Raw genomic sequence first — 26,105 nt, 5'->3', positions numbered from 1 at the left:
CAATCCAGAGCACCGCCATGCCCGAGCCCGGACCATCACGATCAAACTCGCGTCAATATTTACAGAGGGGGAAAGAGAGAGGAAGGCCGCGCTTACTACTGCGGAAGAGTAGCGTGACCTTACAGTAAATGCGCCAGACACGTATGAAAATTTAGCACAGCGATGAAGTGAAGCGTATTGATTCGAAAAAAATTAGGCCGCACTGCGCGAAATCGCATCACTCCATTCAAAGGCCTGTACTTGCAATTCGAATAGTTTCTCCTTGCTGATGCCTAGCCGTTCCAACTCAGCCAGCAGTTGCGCTGCGGCCACTTCATCTTGATCCAGCATTTCGATCTGCTCGACCAAGTGCAGCATCTCGCCATAGCGTCCACGGCGCTCCAGCAAAGCCGACTTAACCTCGTCCACCACCGAAATTTGTTCCAAAATTTGCGGCATAGCAGAACTAAAGAGCGTATCCATCAAGGACATGATACCGACCGTAAAAGCGGTATCGGCCGCAGTTTGATTACGTGGCATGATTTGTTGGGCGATTAACTCCATCAACTTGCCACGGGTGGTGGCTAGCATCAACAAGGGCGACATAAAACTGTCGACTTTACCAGGTGCGGCATACAGTAAAATTTGTAACCAGCGCTGTAACTGCCTACGCCCCAACACAGCCAGCGCCTGGCGCAACGACTCTATGCGTTGAGAAGTCAAAAAAGCAGGCGTATTGACCAGACGCAGTAAATTTAAACCTAAAGAAGCATCATGTTTGATCGCCAGCTCTATCACAGCAGTGTCGGCATCGGCCACGATCAATGCAATCAATTGCACGATGGCCAGTTGTGAGGGCGAGAGCTTTTTGCCAGTCAGAATAAGCGGCTTGGCAAAATAATAGCCTTGGAAATAATCAAAACCCAAGCCCATGCAAAAATTAAATTCGTCCAGAGTCTCGACTTTTTCGGCCAGCATTTTCTTGTTGGCACCTTTAAATTGCTGATACAGGGCAGTCAGATCGCTGCGCGACATGCCCATAATATCGATCTTGATAATCTCTACCATAGGCAAGAGCTTACGCAGACTGGGTGAATCAGCAATCACATCATCGAGCGCAAATCGATAGCCCAGCGCCAGCAACCCGGCTACCCGCGCCAGCACTTCGTCGCTGGCCTCTACCGTTTCCAAAATCTCCAACACCACCTTATCGCGTGGTAAAAACTCTATAAAATCGCTTAACAAGACTTTGGTATCGACATTAAAAAAGCCCAATGAGCCACCAATTACATTATCCAGCCCCAGTTCTGAAGCATGCTCAATCACCGAGGCGGTCGCCGCCACATCGTCCACCACACCTGCAGGACCAAGAGCCGCACTACGAAAGAGTAATTCGTAGGCCATCAAACTTTGCTGCCGATTCAATATAGGTTGCCGCGCCAGGAAAAAATCCATGGCTTTATGGTGTTGCGATGTAACGTCGTTATTCATGGTCTATCTATGCTGATATTGCGATTACTCTCATTGTAGCCGCTCAAAAAACGAGTGCTGAACAACTAAAGATTGTTTCCAACGGGCAATTTTACACGAATTTTCCTTGACCTTCTCCGCTGAATCACCGCCCCGAATAAACGTGCACGCTGGCACGCGCGCATTGAAAAGCGAGCAGCCTTAAAATTCGAACAACTGGTACTTGTGAGAAGTGCCCGTTTCATAGATACTTTGCGTTCTTCGCAAGGTGGCATAAGCGCCCTGCCCCGTCGCTCACCCTTAGGAAACATGCATGTCCACGCCTATCGATTTTTATTTCGACTTTTCTTCTCCTTACGGCTATATCGCCTCGCAGTTGATTGATGCTCTGGCAGCGCGCCATGCGCGCAGCGTCAACTGGCACGCAATCGTACTCGATGCCAATTTTCAATCGCTGGAGCGCATCAAAATACCTAGCAGTATGATGCGTAGCGACTATGTGATACGCGATGCCGAACGTCTGGCCGCGTATTATGGCGTTGCCTACAAGAGTCCATCGTCCTTAGGCGTGAATACCGAACAGGCGACACGCGTGTTTCATGCCATCCACGATCGCAACCCTAAACTTGGCTGTCAATTCGCCAATCTGGTACTCAAAGCTTATTTTGTCGAAGGCAGAAATATCGCCGCGACAGAAGAATTACAGAGCCTCTCCGCCGAACTGGGAATAGAAACTGAAGAATTTCAGGAAGCGATCAGCGCGCCGGCCAGCCGCGCCCGCGTCAAAGCCGAGGTAGACATGGCCGAAGCCCGTGGCGTTTTCGGCTCACCCTTCTTCATCGTTGAAGGCGAGCGTTTCTGGGGTAACGACAGAATGCCGCAATTAGAACGCTGGTTAGAAAGCGGACCTTACTAAGTCTGCGACTTATAGACTGAGGCACTTCAACGCTGAAACACCGCGGGCACTGAGCGCCCCTAACGCAAAATGTAAAGCCGGGCCAATCGAACTGCCCGGCTTTTTTACGGCATATCGGCCATTCAGGTTTACCTGAAACTTGCCAAGCACTGGTTAGTACCTGGCACCAAACTCATCTCAAAATAGCCCAGGCCCATTGCGCAATAAGCATGCGGGTCTTCAGCCTGCCTACCCGCCAGGGCGCATGGGATATGCGTGTTGGCGGGGATGCCTGGATAGCCCCAGTAAATTGCGATCCTGCAGACTGGCGGCAAAACTATAGCGGACAAAGTCTTCAAACTGCGCAATCGGTAGAGGAGCGCTGAATAAATAACCCTGGTAAGCATGGCAGCCCTGGCTTGCCAGCAAGGCGCGTTGCTCTTCAGTTTCAACGCCTTCGGCAATCACAGCTAAACCCAAACTATCGGCTAGCACCACCACCATCTTAGCGATCGCGGCATCATTCGGATCGATCAAAATATCGCGTACGAAGCTTTGATCAATCTTTAACTGATCCAGCGGCAGACGCTTCAAATACGCCAGAGAAGAATAGCCAGTACCAAAATCGTCCAGCGAGAACCCCACCCCTCTTTGTTTGAGCGCACTCATCTTGGCGATCACGTCTTCCACATTTGTAACCAACAGTCCCTCAGTCAATTCCAGTTTGAGTCGCTCGGGATTGGCACCACTATCGTCGAGAATGCGTAACACTTGATCGACAAAATCGACCTGGTGAAACTGGCGCGGACTGACATTGACCGACATCGACAATGCACTCATCTCCGGCTGCAGCGCCCACTCGGCCAACTGCCTACAGGCGGCACACAAGACCCAATGCCCTAAAGGCAGGATCAAGCCTGACTCTTCGGCAAATGGAATAAATTCCAGAGGTGAAACCATACCGCGTTGTGGATGCATCCAGCGCACCAGCGCCTCCGCACCGACGGTTCGGCATGTCCCCTGGACTTGCGCCTGGTAATACAAAACGAACTGCGCACTGCTTAGCGCTTCACGTAATTCTGCATCGAGTAGCACTCTTGCCGTCACCACGGCCTGCATCTTGGGATCATAAAAGCGCAGGGTGTTTCTGCCGGCTGCCTTGGCTTGGTACATCGCTAAATCGGCACGTTTTAGCGGCTCTTCTATGCTCTCGCGCTCACCGCCAAACAAGGTCATGCCTATGCTAGGGGTACTTTGATGCTCATAGTTCGCCAGCTGATAAGTCTGATTTAATGCATGTAAAATCTTTTCACCGACAACCTCGACCTGGCTGGCTGCATCTATCTGATGCTCACTTAAATTTTCCAACATGACCACAAATTCGTCGCCGCCCAAACGCGCTACCGTATCGCCATCTCGTATGCAGGTACACAGGCGCTGCGCAACCTGCTCCAATAATAAGTCACCGATATCATGGCCCAAGGTGTCGTTGAGCGTCTTGAAATTATCCAGATCGATAAATAATAAAGCGCCGTACCTTTGATGGCGCGACACAGTTGCCATGGCTTGTTCGAGGCGATTTACCAATAAACGTCGGTTCGGCAATCCCGTCAACGAGTCATAAAACGCCAGGGTCTTAATCTGCTCTTCGGCCGCCTTGCGCACACTCATATCACTCAGGGTTGCGACGTAATGGCTGGTCAAACCATCCTCGCCACTGACCGCAGTCAAGATCAACCAGGCAGGGAAAATTTCGCCGTTCTTACGTTTATCCCAGATCTCGCCTTGCCAGGTTCCGCTGCTAGCGATTCTTTCTGTCATTTCTTCATAAAATTTCTCGTCGTGCCGCCCTGAACTGAGCATGCGTGGGCTTTGCCCGAATACATCCTCTGCGCTATAACCGGTAATTTCAGTAAACGCCTGATTCACACGTAAAATCGACCATGCGGCATCGGTGACAAACATCCCCTGCTGCGATTCAAAAGCTATCGCCGCAATGCGTAGCTCCAGTTCTACGTCCTTACGTTTTGTGATATCACGACTAATCCCATGATAAGCAATGATCTCCCCATCGGGGCCGCGTTCCGGATTTGAGGTGGTTTCCATCCAGATGGTTTTGCCATGTTTGCAGTGTTGCTCCACCTCAAAGGTCTCACTCCCTATCAACTGCCCGGCTTGTTCAGCGGTACTACGGCGATGCATGATTTCTGCTACTTTTTCGGACCCTAGGCCTGTCAACAAATCAGCCAAAGAGCGTCCGATTACCTCGCTAGCAGGATAACCCCGTAATCGTTCGTCAGCCGGACTGACGTAGGTGATGATGTAGTTACTGTCCATGCGCCACACCACATCGGCAACATCTTCCGTGAGCAGGCGGAAATGCGCTTCGCTCTCGCTCAGCTTTTCTTCCGCATTATTTCTTTCTATCGCAATACTGGCCAGATCTGCGCACTGCTCTATGAGTGCGATATCTTTATCGCCAGGGATATTCACGGTCCGATGATAAATCGCAAAACTGCCCAAAATTGCCCCTGCAGACGAGCGTATCGGCTGCGACCAACAGGCTTTCAGACCAGCACGCGCCGCTAGCTCGGCATAGGGTGCCCAATAAGGATGGTGGGCAATATCGCTGACGATCACGGTTTCGCCGGTAAACGCCGCCGTGCCACATGAACCGACTCCCATTCCGATAGCGACGCCATCAATGGCTTGATTATAAAAATCAGGTAAGTTGGGCGCGACTCCCTGGCCAAGATGCAGGCCTGATTTATCGAGTAATAAAATACTGCAAATGGCAGTCGTATCGAGCTGCTCTACACCCAACACGATAGCCTGGAGCTGCTCGCGAAGTGCTGTGTCGCTGGCGAGCAACTCTAAAATTTTGGTACGAAATTTTTCATTTTTAATATTCCATTTACCCTCAGTCACGTCGCGCACAATGACGTGAACCGAGGCCAAACCATCGAAAATAATCGGGGTACTTTGTACCTCAACATCAAACGGTTTACCGTTCAATCTGACAAATACTTCCTCTATCATGGGTACGGCGACGCCATCGACGACGATTTGTTTAGCGCGCGCCGCTGCGATTGAATGAAAATCAGGATGCACCAAATCCAACATCGATTTACCGACCAAATCCTCGATACTGTTCGCAGCAAACATCGTCACTGCGGAGCGATTTACATAGACGATACGGTTATTACGTATCACCCCGATAGCCTCAGGTGAGCAATCGAGTAAATTCCTATGGCTCTTTTCACTCTCCTTCGCCAGAGTTTCAGCCTGCTTGCGCTCATTAATAACCAGTGCAAGCATCACGCCTAACACCGTCAGCACTAACGCATACAACCATAAATTTGTTAAGCCCAACTGCACACTGTCTTTGGCAAAATAGCCGCTGACACGAATTGCTCCCATCAGCGCCTGCAAGACACTCATACAGACCATTAACAAAGCGCCATGCCGTCCATAACGTGCGGCAGCCCAGGCGACAAACAAAAAGCTCCAATACGGATTGACAATAATTTCTAGCGATTCGTCCCACCACCCCAAGAAAACGATTTGGCCTATCAAAAAAGACAAAGTAAACCCGATCAAGGCTTCGGCGGCACGCGCGGCAATAAACTGACCAACGGTATTATGTCGCCACACCAAGATCAAGGGCGTGACGATGCCAATTCCCAAGACACTGCCCATCCACCAATGCAGCAGAGAAATCGCGAACGCGTCAGCACCGACCTCACCCACAACCAACAAACAAAGCACGCCGATAAGCGCAGCCAGTACAGCAACCGGCATGGCAACCGCCAGCAAACCCAGATAATCTCGGGCATGCGTCAGGCGGGCGTTAAATGGGAAGTGATGAACACTCAGTCGGCTCAATAGTAAGTTCACTAGCCAGACGTCTGTTATATTGACCAGAGAAATAATCAGAGCGGGAGCCACGCTACGCCCCATCCACAGGTAGGCACCGAATGCCCCGAAAAAAATCGATATCAGATAAGCGCGACCACCCAGTAAGACGCTGGCCAAAGCGATGCCACTAGGTATCCAGAAAATAGAGATATTTCCATCGATCGTCAGATAGTCCAGTACCAGGCAGATCGCCAATGCATGAATTAGCGCTACACCGAGCAATCGACTTACACCAGAGTAGGAATTGAACACCCATTTCTCCAAAAATAGTTTTTTGTTCTATGCAGTCGGGATTCCCCCTTAACTTCTCGTTCTTCTGCATTGGCGCCATTGCTGGCTACTTTGCATGCTAGCAGACATTTAGTCGATAAACGACAACGGCAAACCCAGATTGAACAACAGAGCGATCTGACTACAACAACAGTTCAAATGTCGCAATTTATTTATTACAAGCAACACAATATTTGAGAAAATTCTAAGTCCTGACTTCAGTGAACTTTTAAAAGGCTTTGATAGGGATACAGCGCAAGGCGCAAACCAAAGCAAGGTCGGTATTGTGAGGAGTTACAACAAGGCGATACGTCCGAATAGCGGCTGTTAGAAGTTGCCTAGATCCGCAAGCAAGGTAAGGCTTAGCGCTAACGAAAGCAAGCACATCAATCAGCTTGCTCTGCCGTTTGCCTGGCACCGATGGGGATGAGTTGAACGTCGAAACCGGATCAAAAAAGCATGAATGCTTGATGTTCGCAAGCAATCGCCACCCTTGCCACTGCACTCAAACGCTGCCTGGCACGCTCAGATCGACAGGCGGAGCAAGATACCCATCCAGTTCAGACATGACCGTCTTTTGGAAGTTTTCTATGCTTTTGTCTTTCTGCATTTGCTGCAACACCGTGGTCAGCTTAGGCACCAGGGCCGCATGCTTACTATTGAGATAGTGAAATACGGGAAACGAAGCCAAGGGTGGCGTCAGCACTTTAATTTCAGTCAAATTAAGTTCTCTGAGCACCGCTAAACCCGAGGCTCGATTCGCCACAACGACATCAGAACGACCTAGCATCATTTTCAAAAATGCCTGACGCAAACTATTCGCCACCTCGACCTTCATTCCCTGTGTATTTTTTTCTACAATTTTGATACTTTTGACAAAGCCTATCGTGTATGGACGCAAACTCTCCCAACCGTTAACCACAAAATTGGTGCCACGCGAAAAAATCACAATTTCATACGTCAGTAGAGGTACCGGTACAATCAATAAATTTGGATAGTCAAGCTCCATCCCCAGCCTACGATATAGCTCGCCATCCATTTCACCATTGTTCGCGCTACGCAATGAGCGCTCACCCGGTAGTTTATGGACCACCGCCTGTATCCCCAACCTACGATAGGCCTCAGTAATGATTAATTCCGCGATGCGGGTCGCTGGGTCTAGCTCGGACAAGGTGGAAATCTGCATGGGTTTGAGTTCCTGCCCCCATGCAGGCCTAACGCCAAGACCAGATAGCCCGGCCAGTTGTATTAGTGTGCGACGCCGCATGGCTTTTCCCCTGTATATAACAGAACCACCAGCATACACCCCAAAAGGCTACAGTAACACTCCCCCAAAATGATACATTCCGGGAAAACCCTGATTGGTCAATTTCACTCTCTGTGGGCAGCGCAGACAAAGCTGTCGTAAGGCAAGACGAGCATGGCGATCAAGCAGCAATTCATCACGTGTATTTGCTGGAATACCGTCCCGTCGCAAATCTAGCCTTCAATGCGGTAGCACTAAGCCGGATACGCTGCCAAGGGTGGCAGATATGAACTACTCATAGGCGGTGTGCGCGCCACGTTCATGATCATCGAGACGGTGCTGAAATATCCTACCAAGCCCAGCATGTCGATCACGCCGCGCTCGCCAAATTGCGCTACCGCCTGTTGGTAAGTGAAGTCAGAGACGCCATGGGTGCGCGCCAGTTCTTCGCATACGTCATAGGCGATCTGCTCGTCCTCGCGCATGCCTAGCGGACGACGTCCTTCTCCGAGCGCAGTTAACACATCTTCTGCCACACCGGCTTTGAGCGCCAGCGGATAATGCATGCGCCATTCAAACTGCTGGGTCCATTGACGCGATACGATTAGCATCACGAACTCATTGATGCGCGTCTCCAGTGCGCTATGAAAACGGATATATTCACCGACTTTCTGTAGCCTACTCATCAGATCCGGGCTGCGCAGCAAAGGAATAAAAGGGCCGAATACAGCGCCGCGAGGTCCATCGATTAATTCCTGGGCGGCTGCGCGCTGGGCCGCATCCATAGACTCCGTCGATAAGGCCGGCATACGCTCAGCGCCTGACATACCGGTATTCATTGATGCCGTTGGCTGTATTTGTTCACTATGACTCATCGCTTTACTCCCTGATTAAAAATCTGTAGTTTGTCACTGGCTGGTTTGCGCAAAGGTTTACGTAATAGCAGCGTCGCCAGCGCCAGCAAGACTGCCGCCATCACCAGTCCGCTAGAAAATCGGGCGTTGCCATTAAGCGTCGCATTAATCGTTAGCGGGCCGATAATCTGCCCGCAGGCAAACGCCGACGTCATGGCGGCGATCAAGGTGGCGGCATGATGGCCGGCATAGTCGGAATTATGGCCCGCTGTCTGCCGTGCTTCCTGCAAAGCCACCAGAGTAATGATCATGAAGTTACCACCTACGCATAAACTGGCCACAAACACGGTCAGCAATTGCGGTGAGACTACCGGCAAGACGATGCCAAACGCCATCAGCAACTGGCTCAACATCCATATATGACGTCTGCTCATAGTCCGTACCAGCACAGCCACCAACAGCGTAGAAACGGCAGCGGCAAGCCCAAACACTGGCCACAACCAGGCAAACAAGCTCGAATCCTGCAATAAATTTTTAGCCATCACAGGCAAAAAAGTGGCCGGAATAATATAGCCAAAACCAAACACGCCATAACAGCATACCAGGCGTATGGCATCGCTATTCCACTGAAATCGCTTGCTGCCATTGCCACCAGCGCTAGCCGCATCAGCAGCAACGCTAGCGAGCGTTTGGTCGGCCCGAAAATAGCGCCAGACCAGGGCCGTCGCCGTTGCTGCCATCAGTCCCAGTGCCATCCATGTTGTGGCCGATCCGGCATGGCGCTCAGTCTGTACCAAGGACGCGATACCTGCCACAGCCATACCACAGCCGACTCCAGAGAAAACCATACTACTGAACAGCGGTTTTTGATACACCGCCAATGCTGCCAGCGACCAGGCCGACACTGCGATCAATACCCAGGCGCTGGCGACGCCGGCGATCAGTCTTAAGCATAACCATGCCTGGAACGATTGCGTGTACCCCATCGCGAAGGTGGCGATCACGATCAGCACTAATCCGGCACGGATAGCGCGTGGCGGCACCAGGCGCAAGCCCATGGCGCTCAAGGCGCCGATCAGATAGCCAAGATAATTGGCCGAAGCCAGCCAGGCTGCGCCTGAGATAGACAAGCCAGCATCCTGCAACATCATCGGCAGCAACGGGGTAAACGCAAAGCGCCCTATGCCCATCGCAATCGCCAGTGCGATCAAGCCAGCCAATACCTTGGCTAAGGGTGAGGCTACTGGCGTATCAGCAGCGGCGCATGAATGCGAGGAAATGGGTAAGTGGCGATCAGTCATGCAACAAGTTTAACTTGACTAAGGTATTTGTAAAAATGAATAATAAAGATAGGAGGATCTTAAAATGAGAAACATAGCATGAGAAACATTGATCTGGAATCACTGCATATTTTCAAGACGGTTGCCGATTACGGCGGCATTAGCAAGGCCGCCAACCAACTGAACCGCGTGCAATCGAACATCACGACAAGGGTGCAAAATCTGGAACAACGTCTGGGCGTGCAACTGTTCCAGCGCCACGGCGGCAAACTCAATTTGTCTAGCGAAGGCAAGATACTGATGGGCTATGCAGAACGCTTGCTGCGTCTGGCGACCGAGGCAGAATCGGCAATGCGTAGCGGCTTACCCCGCGGCAGCTTGCGCCTGGGTACGATGGAGAGCACGGCGGCGGCACGCCTGCCACCACTGCTGTCAAACTATCACCTCAAATATCCAGAGGTACAGTTAGAGTTGGTGCCGGGTACGTCCGGCGCGCTGATCGCCAAGCTACATAATTTTGAGATAGAAGCGGCCTTCGTGGCCCAGCCATTTACTCTGAATGAACTCGAATCCGAAGTCGCCTTCATCGAAGAACTGGTGTTAATTACCGCCAAGAATACCCCAGCGGTCAAGACTGCCAGAGATTTAAAAAAACGCAGCGTGATCGCGTTTCCGGCAGGCTGTACGTATAGACGCATTTTAGAAGATTGGCTAAGCGCCTCTGACACCGTGCCTGACCGCGTGCTGGAACTAGGCTCCTATCATGCCATCGTCGCCTGTGTGGCGGCCGGCGCCGGCGTAGCCATCATGCCGCGCTCGGTACTCGATACCGTGCGCGCAGAAAATGAGATTACCGTGTCCACCTTGCCGCAACGGCTAGCACGCGTGAAAACCGTTTTAGTCTGGCGCGCCGGCCACCAGTCGGTAGCCTTAGACGCGATGCGCCAGGAGCTAAAACAAAAATGAGTATCGCCAACACGCATATTCCATGCGGGTTTCCAGCCTGCCTGGCCTGCAGCACGCATGGAATATGCGCAGTGGCGGTGCCTGTTTTGAGATTGTCTACGGCGGAATAGATGAAGCGCGCTACGCCTTACCGAGTTGCAAGCTTGAATTCAATTGCGATGCCCACTTTTTTGGTTTTTTGTAGGTAGAACCATGAGGTCAGAGACTGACTCTAGAACGATTTCAGGAAACCCTTCGGCGATGGCCTCGGCCATCTGGCGCTCAGCTTCAGGATCGACAGATTCGAGAGCGAATGCCTGTTTTCTGGCTTCTGCGCTCGGCCACTGTGCATAGCTGTACCACAGACCATCGGGACCGCGGTGCAGACGAGAGCCTAGCGAGCCACGCTCAGAAAGCAGCAACTCTGAAACGCGTGTCCATGCTCTCACAAATGATACTTCAGCGTCTTCGTGCAGACGCCACCGATACAAAACGGCAAACCCAGGACCTTTTGAACTCATGTGCTCACTCTATTGGATATTCATCGAATTTTCTTCGCAGCGAGCAGTTTACCACTGAGCTTGCTGCGCATTGCGCATGCCGCACATCGAGTGCGCCTTGCTTCACAACGCTGTTGCAACGCAAGACCTGACCCTGGCAGCTCGTGCAAATGTGTTACCGAAAGGCCTGACCCTGACCTCTTTAGATTGTGACTCGCTTCGCGATCACAATCTAACCTTACTCGTTAGTTGTCATTTTTCTTCAAGCCGCTGACATAGGTTGTAGAGAAATAGATAGAGCCCTAGAAAACCCTGCTTCGCCTCTGAGAGCGAAACATCTGCATGAACGCCTTTGGAAGCAATGTCGTTAAGTTTACGTGCGAAGAGCAGGAGGAAATCCAACTCCGCCCGAAAGAGATCCGTAGCGGTCGATCGAGGGAAACTCGTGTAGACAAACTCATGGAGTCTGTTTAGATACTGCTCATCGCCCAAGACGCGTTCAACGCCATCGGCGCAGCGTTTGGGTGCGACTTCCGCTGGGTAAAAATGATCGGCTACCGATTTTATTGCTCTGCGCACTTGAGTAAGAAGCAATGAGAAATCTTCACTGGAATTTGAGTCCACGAGTTGATTGGCCTTCTGCAACTTCTCATAGACATCATCAGATCTGGTTTTAAAGTAGTTTTGCACCTCGTTTTGCGCGGCTTGCAGGAACGTCACTGACTTCTTTTGGGCTTGCAGTTGCTTTTCAACTTGAATAGAAAAATTCTGACAGTGGTTCAGAATTCTCGATTTTATAGTGTTAATTCCCTTGATTCGCAATCGAAATCCACTCTTCATTGAGTCGTATCGATCCGTAAAGGCAGCGCTGTCGTACTCACCCATAGTTGGCGGCAGTTTTAGGTCTGAGATCGATTTTTCACATTGTTCAAGTTCTGCCGGGAACTCTCCAACAGAGATCACTAGTACATTCCGTTCTTCGCCGTCAGATGTCGATTGCGTCATACTAAACGGGAGGGTTCGCGAATTTAACCATCGTTCGAATGACTGTTTGGATATGTACTTTTGTGCCTCTTCCTTCAGATGACTGGTTTCATCAAATAAAACGCGCTCGATTTCCTTCTTATCGTCGAGGAGTTCACGTAGGAACAGTGCTGTATTCATGTGATCGCCAATGTGGCGAGACAAACGCAGGCAGGTTCTAACGGCCTTGTCGACTTCGCCGTTTTCCACATGGTCGAAGATTCTGCTAAGAAGATTGTCGTGGAGCATGGGGTTAATGACGCCTAACGAATAGCGTTTATCCGCCGCACCGGAACGCAAAAATAAGATCCGCGGCCTGCTTGCGGCGGATGAACTTTGTTTGACGAAACCGCCTCAGCGGCGGCCACACTGGAGATTGTAAGCGATGCGCTTACAATATTGCTATTAATTTGACATGTAATTGTGCGTCATCAATCAAGCGTAGGGTGCGCCATGCGCACCATTTGAAGCAATGCTTGCCGAATTTACCTGCTGTTGGTCTCGCGCCAGCGGTGCGCATGGCGCACCCTACCGATATGAACACACCAGGCCCAGAAGCCGCAATCAATACATAAGCCAGTAAGGCGTATAGGACTTCATCGTTTACCCCGCATGCAATTTCAAATGCAGGCAACGTCACTGCGCATATTCCATGCGGGTTTCCAGCCTGCCTGCCCTGCAGCCCGCATGGAATATGCGCGCTGGGCTAGGCACTATTTTTATTTACTCTGAATAAAAAAGCCCGCTGGCAATTGCTTGCACGCGGGCTTTTTAGGCTTTGGCGGCTTAGGTCTAAAGTTCAGATCCTAGTGCTAAGCGCTGATTTACTTCTTACGCATAGGCGGTAAATCGGTGCAGACGCCTTTGTAGACTTCTGCTGCCATGCCTATCGATTCACCCAGAGTTGGATGCGGATGGATGGTTTTGCCGATATCGACTGCATCTGCGCCCATCTCTATTGCCAGCGCGATCTCACCTATCATGTCGCCGGCGTGGGTGCCGACCATGGCGCCGCCGACGATGCGTTTGGTTTCCGCATCAAACAGCAACTTGGTGAAGCCTTCGTCACGACCATTGGCCACTGCACGGCCAGAGGCAGCCCAAGGGAAATGCCCTTTTTCCAGCTTGATGCCTTTAGCTTTGGCTTCGTCTTCGGTGATCCCTACCCATGCCACTTCAGGGTCGGTGTAAGCCACCGATGGGATGACCTTGGCGTCAAAAAAGGCTTTCTCGCCAAACGCTGCTTCGGCTGCGACATGCGCTTCATGTACCGCCTTGTGCGCCAGCATAGGTTGGCCGACCAAGTCACCGATGGCGAAGATGTGCGGCACGTTAGTACGCATCTGCTTATCGACGTTGATGAAACCGCGATCCGTCACTGCCACGCCAGCCTTGTCGGCGGCGATCTTCTTGCCGTTAGGGCTGCGGCCTACCGCAACCAATACCAGATCGTACAGCTGTGGTGCCGGCGCAGCAGCGCCCGCTTCTGCGGCTTCAAACGTGACCTTGATGCCTTCAGGCAGTGCTTCTACGGCTACGGTTTTGGTCTTCAACATAATATTGTCGAAACGTTTTTCGTTGAACTTTTGCCAGACCTTGACCATGTCGCGGTCTGCGCCTTGCATCAGACCGTCCATCATCTCGACCACGTCGATGCGCGCACCTAAAGTCGAATACACAGTCGCCATTTCCAGGCCGATGATGCCGCCGCCGATGACCAGCATGCGTTTAGGGATCTGACGCAATTCCAGCGCGCCGGTACTATCGACGATACGCGGGTCCGCCGGCACAAATGGCAGGTTCACTACGGCAGAACCTGCAGCGATAATCGCCTGCTTGAACTGTATGGTCTTTTGCGTGCCATCGGCCGCAGTCACGGTGATGTGATGCGGGCTGACGAACTGACCGACACCCTGCACTACATTGACCTTACGCGCCTTGGCCATGCCGGACAAGCCTGTGGTCATTTTTTTGATGACGCCTTCTTTGTAGCCGCGCAAAGCCGCAATGTCGATTGCCGGTGCGGCAAACGTCACGCCATGCTTGGCCATGGAAGCGGTTTCATCGATCACGGCAGCCACGTGCAACAGGGCTTTGGACGGGATGCAACCGACATTGAGGCAGACACCGCCGAGGGTGGCATACTTCTCGACCAAGACGGTATTCATGCCCAGATCAGCCGAACGGAACGCGGCCGAATAGCCGCCCGGACCTGCGCCCAACACCATCATGTCGCATTCAACATCGACTTGACCGGCATAGCTGGAAGCGGCTGGTGCAGCCGTAAGCGCTGCTGTCGGTGCTGCCGGTGCTGCTACTGCAGCTGGTGATACTGCGACTGGAGCGGGGGCTGCTGCAACTGGTGCCGCTGCAGGTGCCGCATCAGCACTTGCCGTGACTACTGCCAGCAAAGAACCTTCGGCAATCTTGTCACCGATCTTGACCTTTAGTTCGGTGATGACACCGGCGTGGCTGGAAGGGATCTCCATGCTGGCCTTGTCTGACTCTACCGTCACCAGTGACTGATCGACCTTAACGGTGTCGCCCACTTTGACCAGTAATTCTATGACTTCAACTTCTTTAAAATCGCCGATGTCCGGTACTTTAATTTCTATCGTGCTCATTATTAGTCTCCGCTTACAGTAAGGTTTTACGCAGATCGGACAAGACATCGCCCAGATACGCAGAGAACTTGGCCGCCATCGCGCCGTCGATCACGCGGTGATCGTAGGACAGCGACATAGGCAGGATCAGGCGCGGCACGAATTGCTTGCCATCCCAGACCGGCTTCATGGAAGACTTGGAGAGACCCAAAATCGCCACTTCAGGCGCATTGATGATAGGCGTAAATGCCGTACCACCGATGCCGCCCAAGGAGGAAATCGTAAAAGTCGCGCCTTGCATGTCAGCAGGTTTAAGCTTGCCGTCACGCGCCTGCGCCGACAACTCACCCATTTCTAGCGCGATTTGCGACAGGGTTTTCTGGTCAGCGTTTTTAATCACCGGCACCATCAAGCCATTTGGCGTATCGGCGGCAAAGCCGATGTTGTAGTAAGACTTCAGGATCAGGTTTTCACCGGTGGCGTCTAAGGAAGCATTGAAGGCCTTAAATTTCTTCAGTGCCGCAACGCTAGCCTTGATCACAAAGGCCAGCATAGTCAGCTTAACGCCAGACTTGACCAAAGCATCATTGGACGATTTACGGAACTCTTCCAGGCCTGTGATATCGGCTTCGTCAAAATGCGTCACGTGCGGGATCATCACCCAGTTGCGGTGCAGATTCGGGCCGCTGAGTTTTTTGATGCGTGACAAAGGCAGTAATTCGGTCGCGCCGAATTTACTAAAATCGAGCGAAGGCCAAGGCAACAGGTTGATACCCAGGCCGCTACCATTGGTGGCGCTACCAGCACCACCCGCACTGGCAGCCAATGCTGGCGCAGCAGTCGATGAGGACATGATGCCTTTGACGAAGTTTTGTACGTCTTCTTCGGTAATCCGGCCTTTTTGGCCCGATCCGGAAACCCGCGTCAGATCGACACCGAGTTCACGCGCAAACTTACGTATCGATGGCGAAGCGTGCGCATTACCAGCTGGCGTCACCGAAGCAATTGCGGCTGGTGCTGCGGCTGATGCGGCTGGTGCAGGCGCGGCGTCAGCTGCTGCAACCGGGGTAGCAGCAGTTGCGGTTGCGGCCACAGCGGCAGCTACGGGTGCTGCACTAGCAGGAACAGCGGCATCACCAGCGGATTCTACGATCAGCAGCAGAGAACCTTCGGCGATTTTGTCACCGACCTTGACTTTAATCTCTTTGACGACACCGGCGTGGCTGGAGGGAATTTCCATGCTGGCCTTGTCTGATTCTACCGTCACCAGTGACTGATCAAGTTTGACGGTATCGCCTACCTTGACCATCAACTCTATGACTTCCACTTCCTTGAAATCGCCGATATCCGGCACTTTGACTTCGATTGCACTCATAGTATTCACTCCGCTTTGCTTTTATGTAGGGTGGGCATTTTTTGCCCACCATGCCTAAATCAACCGCGTGGGCACAAGATCGGTGCCCACCCTACGCATATTTTTACACCGACACTGGATTGGCTTTTTCAGCATCAATGCCATATTTATCTATCGCCTGCGCCACTACCGATGCAGAAATCGCACCTTCATCTGCTAACGATTTCAAGGCGGCAATCACGACAAAATAGCGGTTCACTTCAAAGAACTCACGCAATTTAGCACGAGAATCGGAGCGACCAAAACCATCGGTACCCAAGACCTTGTAGCTGCGGCCCTTAGGAATAAAGGCACGCACCTGCTCGGCAAAAGTACGCATGTAATCGGTAGAGACCACGATAGGACCCTGAGTATCTTTCAGACACGCGGTGATGTAAGGCAGGCGTGCATCATCGGTTGGATGCAACATATTCCAGCGCTCTGCGTCCTGACCATCACGTGCCAGCAAGGTAAACGATGGTGCCGACCAAACGTCAGCGGCAATCCCCCAATCAGCAAACAGCAGATCAGAGGCGGCGATCACTTCACGCAAGATCGTGCCCGAACCCATCAACTGCACACGGTGCTTGGTCGTCTCAGGCGATTTTTGCAACTGATACAGACCCTTGATGATGCCCTCTTCCTGCCCCGCTTTCAGACCAGGATGGCTATAGTTCTCGTTCATGATGGTGATGTAATAGAACACATCTTCCTGATTGGTGACCATGCGGCGCAGACCGTCATGAATAATCACCGCAACCTCATGCGCAAAAGTCGGATCGTAAGGAACGCAGTTAGGAATGGTTGAGGCCAAGACGTGGCTATGACCGTCTTCATGTTGCAGACCTTCACCATTCAAGGTAGTACGGCCAGCTGTACCGGCCATCAGGAAACCGCGTGAACGCATGTCACCAGCCGCCCAAGCCAGATCGCCGACGCGCTGCAAACCGAACATTGAGTAGTAGGTATAAAACGGAATCATCACGCGGTTATTCGTCGAGTAAGAAGTCGCCGCAGCGATCCATGAACTCATACCGCCGGCTTCATTGATACCTTCTTGTAGAATCTGGCCGGCCTTATCTTCGCGGTAGTACATCACCTGATCCTTATCGACAGGCTCATACAATTGCCCGACTTGACTAAAGATACCGATCTGACGGAACAGACCTTCCATACCAAAGGTGCGCGACTCGTCGACCATGATAGGCACGATACGCTGACCCAGGCTGGAATCACGCAACAAGGCGGTCAAGACACGCACATAGGCTGCGGTAGTTGAGATCTCACGACCTTCGGCGGTAGGCTCAAGCATCGCCTGGAACGCCGTCAATTCTGGCACCACCAGTACTTCATCCGCTTTCTGGCGGCGTTGCGGCAAATAACCACCGAGGGCAGCGCGACGTTCTTGCAGATACTTCATCTCTGGCGTGTCATCGGCCGGCTTGAAGAAAGGAATCGCCGGCAACTGATCATCCGAGATCGGCAACTGGAAGCGATCACGCAGCGCCTTGATGGCTTCGTCATCGAGCTTCTTGGTGTTATGGGCAGTATTGCGCGCCTCACCAGATTTACCGAAACCAAAACCTTTAACGCTTTTCACCAGCAAGACTGTCGGTTGACCTTTATGCTCTTGTGCCACTTTAAAGGCAGCGTAAATCTTGTGTGGATCATGGCCACCGCGGGTCAGACGCCAGATATCGTCATCCGACATTTGCGCGACCATCTCTAATAATTTAGGGTGCTTGCCGAAGAAATGGCTGCGTACATAGGCACCATCTTTGGCTTTGTAGTTTTGGTATTCGCCATCCACGGTTTCCATCATGACTTTTTGCAAGATGCCGTCTTTATCTTTGGCCAGCAAGGCATCCCAGCCCTCGCCCCAAATGACTTTAACCACGTTCCAGCCAGCACCACGGAAATCGGATTCCAGCTCCTGAATGATCTTGCCGTTGCCACGCACCGGACCGTCCAGACGCTGTAGATTACAGTTGACAACGATGATCAAATTGTCGAGTTGTTCGCGCCCGGCCATACCGATCGCGCCCATCGATTCCGGCTCATCCATCTCGCCGTCGCCACAAAAGGCCCAAACCTTACGATTGGCTGTATCGGCAATCCCGCGCGCATGCAGGTATTTCAGGAAACGCGCCTGGTAAATAGACATCAAAGGGCCCAAGCCCATAGACACGGTAGGGAACTGCCAAAAGTCTGGCATCAATTTCGGATGAGGGTAGGAAGATAAACCCTTGCCATCGACTTCGCGGCGGAAGTGCAGCAACTGATCTTCGGTCAGACGGCCTTCCAGGAAGGCCCGCGCATACACGCCTGGTGAAGAATGGCCCTGGATGTACAGCAAATCGCCGCCATGGTCTTCAGTAGGTGCATGCCAGAAGTGATTGAAACCTATGCCCAACATATTCGCCAAAGAAGCGAAACTAGACAGATGACCACCCAGATCGCCATCCAGACGATTCGCCTTGACCACCATCGCCATCGCATTCCAGCGCATCATGGAACGCAGCTTTTCTTCGATCTCGAGATTGCCCGGACAATGCGCGCCGACATCGGCCGGTATTGTGTTGACGTAGGCGGTATTGCTGGAAAAAGGGATATGCGAGCCACGGCGGCGCGCCAGATCGACCATGCGCTCCATCAAATAATGCGCGCGTTCAGGTCCTTCGTTATCAATAACTGACTCTAAGGCCGCCAGCCATTCATTGGTTTCGATAACATCAGGATCATTGATGGCTTGCGCCAAAACTTGGTCTATCTGGGGTGACATAAAGAATCTCCTCTTTCCTAGTGGGTGCGCTTATGGGGAGTGCGCTATGGACGTAACGACAAACAAAATAGAATCTCAAAACTGCAGACAAACCGAGTACAAATTGCACATCATTGTATTAGTGTAGGCATTCTAACAGGAGTTTTTCAATTTTTCAAATTGCGGTTTATGATTTCATAATGTGGCATTTGTGCTGCGGTGCAAAAATATTCATGTCTTTTTCACCTAGCATTCGCGCCTGATTTGGCAATATGCGGGCATCAAACAAAACCCTGGGGAAAAATATCATTTCAATAAATATATTACTTTTTCTTCTAGTAAATTCGCTCTTTTTTTGCTACGCGCAGCATCCATGCGCCTTCCAGAGCATAAATGGCTTGTAAGGCGCATGGATATTGCGCAGAGCATTTTTAACTTTTCTAAAAAACCGCGTCATCGGGCGCAGCACAGGTTTCGCAATAACCGCCACAAACCACACTTAATCAAGGCTTTTCAGTATCACTGAGCGCCCTCATCCTGTATGCATCCCTTATAATCCTAGTCTGAACTAATTTGCACTCTTCTTTACACATCTACACTAAAGCCCATCATGACAGCCCACATCATTAGCGGAACCCAACTTTCCCAACAAATTCGAGCCGACGTGACACAACGCGCCGCGGCACTGAGCGCGCAGGGCAAACAACCAGGCCTGGCGGTGATCTTGGTCGGTGAAAATCCGGCCTCACAAGTGTATGTACGCAACAAGGTCAAGGCTTGCGAAGACTGTGGTTTTTATTCGGTTTTAGAGAAATATGAAGCTGAGCTCAGCGAAGCGGCGCTGCTGGCACATATAGATCGACTCAACCAGGATCCAAAAATCAATGGCATCTTGGTACAACTGCCTTTACCTGCGCACATCGACGCCAATAAGGTCATCGAAGCGATCGCTGCCAACAAGGATGTGGACGGTTTTCATATCAGCAACGCCGGTCTGTTAATGACAGGTCAGCCGCTGTTCCGCCCTTGCACGCCTTATGGCGTGATGAAAATGCTGGAATCGATCGACTATCCAATACGTGGCGCCAATGCAGTCGTGGTCGGTGCATCGAACATCGTTGGTAAGCCGCAGGCCATGTTGCTCTTGCAAGCAGGCGCTACCGTCACCATCTGCAATTCTAAGACCCGTGATCTGGGCTACCACACCCGTAACGCAGATATTCTGGTGGTCGCCACCGGCAAACGCAACATCGTCACCGCGGACATGGTCAAACCTGGCGCCGTGGTACTCGATGTCGGCATGAACCGTGACGATGAAGGAAAACTCTGTGGCGACATCGACTTCGCTAACGTCAAGGAAGTCGCTGGCTATGTCACTCCGGTACCTGGCGGCGTAGGCCCGATGACAATTACCATGCTCTTGGTTAACACGATTGAAGCAGCTGAAAGAACCTAATATGACACTAGCAAATTCTCCCTCTCCACTACTCGACTTTAGTGATTTGCCGCGTTTTGACGCGATACTGCCAGAACACGTCACGCCAGCCATTGAGCTTTTACTGGAACAAAATCGTGCGGTAGTGGCGCAACTAGAACAAAGTACAGAGCCGGTAAGCTGGGAGAATTTTGTAGTGCCTTTAGAAGACGCGACCGAACAACTAGGACGCGCCTGGAGCATCATCGGCCATCTCAATGCAGTGGTCGACACGCCTGAATTACGCGCCGTCTACAACGAGAATCAACCCGTCGTCACCGAATTCTGGACCGAGCTAGGCCAAAACCTGGCACTGTTCGACAAATACAAGGCCTTGCGCGCCGCCGCCAATTTTGAACAACTGCCAGCGGCCAGAAAAACCATCATCAACAATGCGATACGGGATTTCCGCCTGAGCGGTGCCGAACTGACCGATGATAAAAAACAGCGCTATGCCGAGATACAAGAAAAGCATGCTGCCTTGTCGACCAAGTTTTCTGAAAACGTACTTGACGCGACCAACGCTTACGGTCTGTTCGTAGAAGATGTGAGCGAGCTCTCAGGATTGCCGGAAGACGTCTTGCAGGCGGCAAAAAATGCGGCAGAAAAAGATGGAAAACCAGGCTATAAATTTACCCTGCATTTCCCCTCTTACTTCCCGGTTTTACAATACGCAGAAAATCGCGCGCTGCGTGAAAGTATCTATCGTGCCAATGCTACCAAAGCTTCAGAGTTAGGTGCCAAGCCTGAATGGGACAACACCAGCATCATTAACGAATTACTCGAGCTACGCAAAGAAGAAGCCGTTTTACTCGGCTACAAAAATTATGCTGAAGTTTCACTGGTCGCCAAGATGGCAGAAACCCCGGCGCAAGTAAGTGAATTTCTACTCGACCTGGCAACCCGCGGACGCTCTTTTGCCGAAAAAGATCTGGCAGAACTGCGCGCCTTTGCACGTGACAATCTGGGCCTTGATGATTTACAAGCCTGGGATACCACCTATGCCTCTGAAAAATTGCGAGAACAGCGTTATGCCTTTTCTGAACAAGAAGTGAAACTCTACTTCCCAGAGCAGAAGGTGGTAAATGGTTTGTTCCGCGTGATCCAAACCCTGTTTGCGGTAGAGATCAAGCTAGACAGTGCCCCTAGCTGGCATACTGACGTGAAATTTTACCGGCTAGAAAAAGACGGCCAACTGGTCGGTCAGTTCTACCTGGACCTGTATGCGCGTGATGGCAAACGTGGCGGTGCCTGGATGGACGATGCGCGCGGCCGCCGTCGCACCAGCAAGGGCATGCAAACACCAGTGGCATATCTGACCTGTAATTTCAGCGAGCCAGTCAGCGTAGATGGCGTCAAGAAGCCAGCCCTGTTCACGCATGATGAAGTGATCACCTTGTTCCACGAATTCGGCCATGGCTTGCATCATTTGCTGACCCAGGTGGAGGACTTGTCAGTCTCCGGCATCTCCGGCGTAGAGTGGGATGCGGTCGAACTCCCCTCACAATTCATGGAAAATTTTTGCTGGGAATGGGATGTCTTGCAGCATATGACGGCGCATGCAGATACCGGCGCAGCTTTGCCGCGCGCCCTGTTCGATAAGATGATCGCCGCGAAAAACTTCCAGTCTGGCATGCAGACTTTACGCCAAGTCGAATTTTCTCTGTTTGATCTGCGCTTGCATAATGACGCCCACCCAGGCGGAGCTCATTTAGTGCAAGACATACTCAATACTGTCAGGGAACAAGTCTCGGTATTTAATCCCCCTGAGTTTAATCGCTTTCAACATTCTTTCGGCCACATCTTCGCCGGCGGTTATGCCGCTGGCTACTTCAGTTACAAGTGGGCCGAGGTCTTATCTGCCGACGCCTACGGCGCTTTTGAAGAAGCGGCAAAAATCGAAGGCAGCACCTTATCACGCAGCGCTGGGAAAAAATTCCAGACTGAAGTGTTGGAAGTGGGCGGCTCGCGCCCGGCAATTGAATCTTTCCGCGCATTTCGCGATCGCGACCCAAGCATAGATGCACTGTTGCGCCATAGCGGCATGAGTAATTGAAGGCGCGCTTACAAATTGAAATACAGTTCAATCGATAAATCATGCACTATCATGCACTATTTGCTCCAAGGAGATTTTGACCATGAAACCACACACTTTATTTAATGCCAGTTGCCTGTTATTGAGCTGCCTGTTAGCGGCCAATGCCCACGCCGAGCTATACAAATGGGTAGGCGCGGATGGAAAAATAACGTACAGCGATGTACCGCCACCGGCCAACGCTAAACAAGTAGAGAGAAAATCTCTCAGCAGCGACAATAGCGGCGTTCCATTACCACCTGAATTAGCTGCCGCGGTTGCGATGAACCCGGTCACCCTGTACACCGCAGAATCCTGCGCGCCCTGCAATGAAGGACGCGCATTACTCAAACAACAAGGCATACCGTTTTCAGAAAAAACTGTCACATCTAACGATGACATTGCCAAATTAAAGCAAGCGGGGGGCGACACGCAATTGCCGCTGCTGGTAATTAAAAATAGCAAATTTCGCGGATTTAACAGCGCAGAATGGCGCACCGCCTTTAGTACTGCTGGCTACCCAGAAAGCAGCAAACTGCCTAAAGAATATCGCTATCCAGCGGCAGAGTCGGCCGCCCCTGCACCTGCGCCGAAAACTAAGAACGCTCCCGAGAAAGCGCCCCCAGAATCGAATCGTAAATCGGAATCCGAATCTGGTATTCGTTTCTGAGCCCGACCAGACTATCATGACTAGAATCGACTTTCACAGCAATGTCGCCGACAAAATTAGCTACACCTGCCGTTTAATCAGAAAAGCCCGCGCAGCCAACTGCAAAGTGGTGGTATTTGACAATGACCAAGTGCAACTTAGCAAGCTCAATGAGGCACTTTGGAACTTCTCAGAAAGCGATTTTTTGCCTCATGTGATGTCTGGTGATTCCCTGGCGCGCCAGACTGCGATCATATTGACGGACGATGCCAACGCAGAGTTCCCGCATCACGAGCTACTCATCAATCTGACGCAGCGCATTCCCAAAAATTTCAATCGTTTTACGCGCCTGATAGAAATCATCTCTAGCGAGCAACAAGATACCAATTCTGGCCGCGAGCGCTACCGCAACTATCAACAGCAAGGCATGACGCCAACTCACATCGTCGCAAAATCAACATGAATAATCAAATCGACTCAAGCATCCCCGTCCTTACCGAAGTAATTTACCCCAGCCTGAACTCTGATTTTCAACTTGAGGATGCTAGCAACCAAGCCTCTCTTAGTCAGGCAAAGATTAGCGAAGAACAGTGGCAGACACTAGAACAAACCATACGGGAAAACGTTTTACGACAAGTATTGGGGCGGATTGATTTTGTGCTCGAGCACAGGGTCAGAGATAGCCTGGCAGATGTCTTGCAAACCGCCGTCGAGAGTCTTGCATTAGAAATACGCTCAGGACTCCACAAAACGATGGAAGAGGTGATTACACGTGCCGTTACACAAGAAATCACCAAAGCCAAGATATCCAAATAAACTCCTACTGCATTTTTTCTAGCAGCGCCCCTGCCCCGTCCTCCTACTGCTTTGATGACTCACATTGACCCAATATGGCACACGCTTAGCTTAGTAGCGACACCGTGGCGCGCACACCAATGAAGATCATGGTCTTGGGCGCGGGCATCATCGGTACTTCCTCCGCATGGTTTTTAAATAAAGCAGGCCATGATGTTTGCGTAATCGAGCGGCAACCAGGCGTCGCACAAGAAACCAGCTTTGCCAATGGCGGACAAATTGCGGTATCGCACGCAGAACCTTGGGCAAATCCCCATGCGCCTTTTAAGCTTTTAAAATATTTGGGGAAAGACGACGCACCACTACTGTTTCGACCTCGTGCTGAACTGCAACAATGGCTTTGGGGCTTAAGTTTTTTACGGGAATGCAGCCGCAAACGTACTGATGAAAATATCCGCCAGATCCTTGCACTGTCAGAATACAGTCGCAAAACCTTGCTGGCTGTGCGCAAAGAAACCGGACTCAGTTACGACAACTTAAGCAAAGGGATTTTGCATTTCTACACCAACCAACAAGAGTTCGAACGCTCTTTGCATGCCGCAAAATTAATGCGCGAACTTGGCTGCCCACGTAACACAATAAATGCCGATGAGGTAGTAAAAAAAGAACCAGCCTTATCCAGCATGCGTCACAAGATAGTCGGTGGTGATTATACGGAAACCGATGAATCAGGTGATGCCCACAAATTTACCTGCGGCCTTGCGCAGCAAACTGCTGCAGCAGGGGTAGCTTTTCGATTCAACACAAGCGTCACGCGCTTACTCTCTGAAGGTAGTGGCGCTTGCGCAAAGATTATCGGTGTTGAAGTGATTGATGAAACTGGTCAATACAAAATCTTGCACGCGGATGCCTATGTGGTTGCCATTGCTAGCTTTGCACCGCAATTACTGCGTCCATTGGGTATAAATTTAATGATTTATCCAGGCAAGGGCTATTCGGCGACCTACCCTATCGTCAAACCAGATCAAGCACCCTGCGTTTCCCTCACGGACGACGGCTATAAGCTCGTAATATCACGCTTGGGTGAGCGCCTGCGCGTGGCGGGGACCTGCGAGATTAATGGTTACTCGCGCGAACTTAATACAGCCCGCTGCTTAGCAATTACTCGCCGCACTCGCGAGCTGTTTCCTGATGCGTGCTGTTACGAAAACCCAATTTATTGGTCTGGGCTAAGGCCATTGACACCTTCCAATCGCCCTTATATCGGGAAAACAAAGTTTCACAATCTCTATCTCAATGTCGGCCACGGCAGTCTGGGCTGGACTATGGGCGCAGGTTCCGGACGCGCGATAAGCGAAATAATCGGCGGGAGCATGCCGGAAGTGGCTTTCAAATTTAGCGGACTATAACCAACAAAAGGCGGCCACCACTTCTCCCTGGAATAAGTGGATCAACTATAGCAAGAGTGAGCTAAGGACAAAAAAAATACCGCAGACAATCCGCGCTTAACTCATCTGCGAATTGTTTTCGTAACTTATTTTTTTCAAAGGGAGAAATATTGGAGGCGGGGGTCGGGATCGAACCGGCGTAAACGGCTTTGCAGGCCGCTGCATAACCACTTTGCTACCCCGCCAGGGGTGCGTTTTTCATTAAAACTGATAACAAAAAAGCGGTGCAACTATAAAACAGATCAAAGGAAAATCTGCTCTTTGAAATTGGAGCGGGAGAAGAGGCTCGAACTCTCGACCTCAACCTTGGCAAGGTTGCGCTCTACCAACTGAGCTACTCCCGCATGTGTTACTTACTACTTCTTACATCGAGCACTACTAAAACCATTACAACAAAATCTGGAGCGGGAGAAGAGGCTCGAACTCTCGACCTCAACCTTGGCAAGGTTGCGCTCTACCAACTGAGCTACTCCCGCATGTGTTACTTACTACTTCTTACATCGAGCACTACTAAAACCATTACAACAA

Annotated in this window: 18 protein-coding genes and 3 tRNA genes; 8 read left to right on the top strand and 13 right to left on the bottom strand. The window is 51.3% G+C overall.

The annotated features are described in order from the left end of the window. Positions 1–192: 192 nt before the first annotated feature. Positions 193–1,470 carry an EAL and HDOD domain-containing protein gene (locus ACO0K8_RS00970; RefSeq protein WP_422944754.1) on the bottom strand — a complete coding sequence of 426 codons (1,278 nt, stop codon included), beginning with the start codon at positions 1,468–1,470 and terminating at the stop codon, positions 193–195. A 292-nt stretch (positions 1,471–1,762) separates the two neighbouring features. Between ACO0K8_RS00970 and ACO0K8_RS00965 the strand changes: the two genes are divergently transcribed. Further along, positions 1,763–2,365 carry a 2-hydroxychromene-2-carboxylate isomerase gene (locus ACO0K8_RS00965; protein WP_422944753.1) on the top strand — a complete coding sequence of 201 codons (603 nt, stop codon included), beginning with the start codon at positions 1,763–1,765 and terminating at the stop codon, positions 2,363–2,365. 228 nt (positions 2,366–2,593) lie between these two features. On the opposite strand, the gene ACO0K8_RS00960 is transcribed toward ACO0K8_RS00965, so the two are convergent. The 4 genes from ACO0K8_RS00960 to ACO0K8_RS00945 all read right to left on the bottom strand — a co-directional run bounded on the left by ACO0K8_RS00960 (position 2,594) and on the right by ACO0K8_RS00945 (position 9,933). Beyond that, positions 2,594–6,514: an EAL domain-containing protein gene (locus ACO0K8_RS00960; RefSeq protein ID WP_422944752.1), complete on the bottom strand. Its 3,921-nt coding sequence runs from the start codon at positions 6,512–6,514 to the stop codon at positions 2,594–2,596. Between the two features lie 523 nt (positions 6,515–7,037). Continuing rightward, positions 7,038–7,799 (bottom strand): substrate-binding periplasmic protein, encoded by a 762-nt coding sequence (locus tag ACO0K8_RS00955; RefSeq protein WP_422944751.1) that lies wholly within the window; start codon positions 7,797–7,799, stop codon positions 7,038–7,040. 233 nt (positions 7,800–8,032) lie between these two features. Beyond that, positions 8,033–8,653, bottom strand: coding sequence for a carboxymuconolactone decarboxylase family protein (locus tag ACO0K8_RS00950; protein WP_422944750.1), 621 nt, complete (start codon positions 8,651–8,653; stop codon positions 8,033–8,035). Next, positions 8,650–9,933 (bottom strand): YbfB/YjiJ family MFS transporter, encoded by a 1,284-nt coding sequence (locus ACO0K8_RS00945; protein ID WP_422944749.1) that lies wholly within the window; start codon positions 9,931–9,933, stop codon positions 8,650–8,652. The genes ACO0K8_RS00950 and ACO0K8_RS00945 overlap by 4 nt, the downstream gene beginning before the upstream one ends. Before the next feature lie 78 nt (positions 9,934–10,011). Between ACO0K8_RS00945 and ACO0K8_RS00940 the strand changes: the two genes are divergently transcribed. Further along, positions 10,012–10,878 (top strand): LysR substrate-binding domain-containing protein, encoded by an 867-nt coding sequence (locus ACO0K8_RS00940; RefSeq protein ID WP_422944748.1) that lies wholly within the window; start codon positions 10,012–10,014, stop codon positions 10,876–10,878. 149 nt (positions 10,879–11,027) lie between these two features. Here the strand turns inward: ACO0K8_RS00940 and ACO0K8_RS00935 are convergent, their stop codons facing one another. The 5 genes from ACO0K8_RS00935 to aceE all read right to left on the bottom strand — a co-directional run bounded on the left by ACO0K8_RS00935 (position 11,028) and on the right by aceE (position 19,158). Then, positions 11,028–11,378 carry an antibiotic biosynthesis monooxygenase family protein gene (locus tag ACO0K8_RS00935; protein ID WP_422944747.1) on the bottom strand — a complete coding sequence of 117 codons (351 nt, stop codon included), beginning with the start codon at positions 11,376–11,378 and terminating at the stop codon, positions 11,028–11,030. A 231-nt stretch (positions 11,379–11,609) separates the two neighbouring features. Continuing rightward, entirely contained in the window at positions 11,610–12,680 is a 1,071-nt protein-coding gene (locus ACO0K8_RS00930) for a hypothetical protein (protein ID WP_422944746.1), read from the bottom strand. Between the two features lie 524 nt (positions 12,681–13,204). After that, positions 13,205–15,004: a dihydrolipoyl dehydrogenase gene (gene lpdA / locus ACO0K8_RS00925; protein WP_422944745.1), complete on the bottom strand. Its 1,800-nt coding sequence runs from the start codon at positions 15,002–15,004 to the stop codon at positions 13,205–13,207. A gap of 13 nt (positions 15,005–15,017) precedes the next feature. Further along, positions 15,018–16,358, bottom strand: a complete 1,341-nt coding sequence (aceF, locus tag ACO0K8_RS00920) for a dihydrolipoyllysine-residue acetyltransferase (protein WP_422944744.1) — start codon at positions 16,356–16,358, stop codon at positions 15,018–15,020. Between the two features lie 103 nt (positions 16,359–16,461). Continuing rightward, positions 16,462–19,158: a pyruvate dehydrogenase (acetyl-transferring), homodimeric type gene (gene aceE, locus ACO0K8_RS00915; RefSeq protein WP_422944743.1), complete on the bottom strand. Its 2,697-nt coding sequence runs from the start codon at positions 19,156–19,158 to the stop codon at positions 16,462–16,464. Positions 19,159–19,747: 589 nt separating this feature from the next. On the opposite strand from aceE, the gene folD reads away from it, so the two are divergent. From folD to ACO0K8_RS00885, 6 genes are all read left to right on the top strand, one after another. Beyond that, complete coding sequence (gene folD / locus ACO0K8_RS00910; RefSeq protein ID WP_422944742.1) at positions 19,748–20,593, top strand: bifunctional methylenetetrahydrofolate dehydrogenase/methenyltetrahydrofolate cyclohydrolase FolD; 846 nt, start codon at positions 19,748–19,750, stop codon at positions 20,591–20,593. Position 20,594: 1 nt separating this feature from the next. Next, on the top strand, positions 20,595–22,667 hold the full coding sequence (locus ACO0K8_RS00905; protein ID WP_422944741.1) for a M3 family metallopeptidase: 2,073 nt from the start codon (positions 20,595–20,597) through the stop codon (positions 22,665–22,667). Between the two features lie 82 nt (positions 22,668–22,749). Then, positions 22,750–23,355, top strand: a complete 606-nt coding sequence (locus ACO0K8_RS00900) for a glutaredoxin family protein (RefSeq protein ID WP_422944740.1) — start codon at positions 22,750–22,752, stop codon at positions 23,353–23,355. A 16-nt stretch (positions 23,356–23,371) separates the two neighbouring features. Next, positions 23,372–23,797, top strand: coding sequence for a DNA polymerase III subunit chi (locus tag ACO0K8_RS00895; RefSeq protein WP_422944739.1), 426 nt, complete (start codon positions 23,372–23,374; stop codon positions 23,795–23,797). Next, on the top strand, positions 23,794–24,150 hold the full coding sequence (locus tag ACO0K8_RS00890) for a hypothetical protein (protein ID WP_422944738.1): 357 nt from the start codon (positions 23,794–23,796) through the stop codon (positions 24,148–24,150). The genes ACO0K8_RS00895 and ACO0K8_RS00890 overlap by 4 nt, the downstream gene beginning before the upstream one ends. A gap of 119 nt (positions 24,151–24,269) precedes the next feature. Further along, positions 24,270–25,538 (top strand): D-amino acid dehydrogenase, encoded by a 1,269-nt coding sequence (locus ACO0K8_RS00885; protein ID WP_422945832.1) that lies wholly within the window; start codon positions 24,270–24,272, stop codon positions 25,536–25,538. Positions 25,539–25,688: 150 nt separating this feature from the next. Here ACO0K8_RS00885 and ACO0K8_RS00880 read toward each other — a convergent pair. The 3 genes from ACO0K8_RS00880 to ACO0K8_RS00870 all read right to left on the bottom strand — a co-directional run bounded on the left by ACO0K8_RS00880 (position 25,689) and on the right by ACO0K8_RS00870 (position 26,053). Beyond that, a tRNA-Cys gene (locus ACO0K8_RS00880) sits at positions 25,689–25,762 on the bottom strand. A gap of 83 nt (positions 25,763–25,845) precedes the next feature. Next, positions 25,846–25,921: transfer RNA gene (locus tag ACO0K8_RS00875), tRNA-Gly, on the bottom strand. 56 nt (positions 25,922–25,977) lie between these two features. Beyond that, positions 25,978–26,053, bottom strand: a tRNA-Gly gene (locus ACO0K8_RS00870). Between the last annotated feature and the right edge of the window lie 52 nt (positions 26,054–26,105).

Source organism: Undibacterium sp. Ren11W (assembly GCF_049340485.1).
Taxonomy (GTDB): Bacteria; Pseudomonadota; Gammaproteobacteria; order Burkholderiales; family Burkholderiaceae_D; genus Undibacterium.
This window is presented reverse-complemented; position numbering and strand designations above follow the sequence as displayed.